Here is a 657-nt window from a genome sequence, read left to right as displayed (position 1 = left end):
ATTCGATTGCCGCCGTCTCGATGCCGGCATGCTCGCCGACATTGGCGCCGACCTGGCCGCCGCGCGGATCACGCTGCGCGGCCAGCTGCTGCGGATCGGGAATGGCCGGCTGAGCGGCGCCGGGTGGGGCCGATCCGGCCGGAGTAGGCTGGCCGGGAGTGGAATCGACCCAGCCGGCCGATTTCAAGATGGCGTCCCCTGCAGGCGCAATCTCCGGGCGCTCCGTCGCCACACCGGCGGCCTGCATGCCCGCATACGCTGCGTCCACGTTGGTTTTGGTGGCGATCGCGTTGATGCGCGTGACCTCGGCCGCGAGCTTGGCGACCTCTTGCGTTATCTTCTCGGCCCCAAGCATGGCTACCTTCATTTGCAGCTCCTGCATTTGCTGCTGCTGCGCGGCCGCGGCCTGGGCGGCGTCGTTGTTGCGCTCGGCTTCGACCTCGTCCTCGGTCTTGATGATGCTCGACAGGTCATGCGCTTCGGCGCGCTGCCGCAGCAGTTCTTCGCGCTTGATGTAGGGGGCGTCCTCCGGTGTGAGGGTGGCGGCGAAGTTGTCCAGCTGCTGCGCGCGCACTTCCTTCGCCATCAGCGACGCCGTGCCGCGCGCCTTGATGTCGAAGTCGCCCTTGCAGCTGTTGTCCGGATTGAACTGCATGT

Annotated in this window: 1 pseudogene; it reads right to left on the bottom strand. The window is 67.1% G+C overall.

From position 1 onward, the window contains the following. A pseudogene (locus F2P46_RS36085) lies at positions 1-657 on the bottom strand (hypothetical protein); the annotation flags it as partial.

The sequence above is a fragment of the Massilia sp. CCM 8734 genome, from assembly GCF_011682155.1.
Classification (GTDB): domain Bacteria; phylum Pseudomonadota; class Gammaproteobacteria; order Burkholderiales; family Burkholderiaceae_D; genus Telluria_A; species Telluria_A rubra.
This window is presented reverse-complemented; position numbering and strand designations above follow the sequence as displayed.